The sequence below is a fragment of the Vibrio sp. 10N.222.46.A1 genome (assembly GCF_041473595.1).
In the GTDB taxonomy this organism is placed as follows: Bacteria; Pseudomonadota; Gammaproteobacteria; order Enterobacterales; family Vibrionaceae; genus Vibrio; species Vibrio tasmaniensis_A.
This window is the reverse complement of record NZ_JBFRSN010000950.1, coordinates 1-953: the sequence shown is the minus strand read 5'-3', so window position 1 is coordinate 953 and position 953 is coordinate 1. Positions and strand designations below refer to the sequence as shown.

Genomic DNA, 953 nt, shown 5'->3' with positions numbered 1-953 from the left:
TTCTATTCTTCTATTCTTTCACTAATCAATCCTAACCCTTTCACGTAGCACAAGCGTTAACTTATAGATTATTTTGATAATAGTGGGGATTTTACGTGCTGAGATCAATGTTACGCAAACGTTTAAATTTTAATGTAATAGCACTTGTTAAAAACAAACCATTCTCAGTAACTCATGCTTCTTTGCCACAAACTTTCAGTTCAACAACAAAACACTCAACGACTGCACCCACTCGATCTGAAAATTACTCAAGGTGAGCGCTGGGTTGTCATTGGACGCAATGGTTCCGGAAAAACCACGTTATTGAAGGCACTGGTTAATTTGCTTCCCTTCAAAGGCGAAGTCGTCATAAACCAATTGCCGCTACGTAAGTTAACTTGCCAGCAAAGAGCAAAACAAATCAGTTACCTTCCACAACACAGTCAAGTGGATGGTCGTTTAACACTCAGAGAGTACATTCAACTAACTGCTTCCAATCAAGCCACTTCTAGCTTTTCACTTGACCAAATAAGTAAAGCACTAAAGATCGATACTTTCCTCGAACGAAGAATGGGACAGCTCTCAGGCGGCCAGAAGCAGCGAGCGCATATTGCACGATCTTTATGTCAGAACGCCGAATTCCTGGTGTTGGATGAGCCTCTAAACCATCTAGATCCATGTGCTCAAGGGGAAGTTTTATCACTATTGAAAGAGCAAGGTAAAACACTGATTTGCTCACTGCATGATATTTCCCTTGCGGCCAAGTTCGCGACGCACATTGCGATTTTGGAACACGGCCAGGTAGTCGCGAAAGGAAAGGTAGAAGAACTACTAACTCACAATCAACTTAAGCCGATCTTTGAAGTCGATTTAATCAGCACGACCAATAAGCGCACACAGAAAACAAGCAAATTTTTCGACATTGAACTCGACCAAGGACAGGAGCTTTCATGAAAAAACTATCAGCATTAACT

The 953-nt window shown here is 41.4% G+C and carries 1 protein-coding gene; it reads left to right on the top strand.

Going from position 1 to position 953, the window contains the following annotated elements; genetic code table 11:
• Positions 1-174: 174 nt before the first annotated feature.
• Positions 175-933, top strand: coding sequence for an ABC transporter ATP-binding protein (locus AB4496_RS22450; RefSeq protein WP_102258171.1), 759 nt, complete (start codon positions 175-177; stop codon positions 931-933).
• The last annotated feature ends 20 nt before the right edge of the window (positions 934-953 follow it).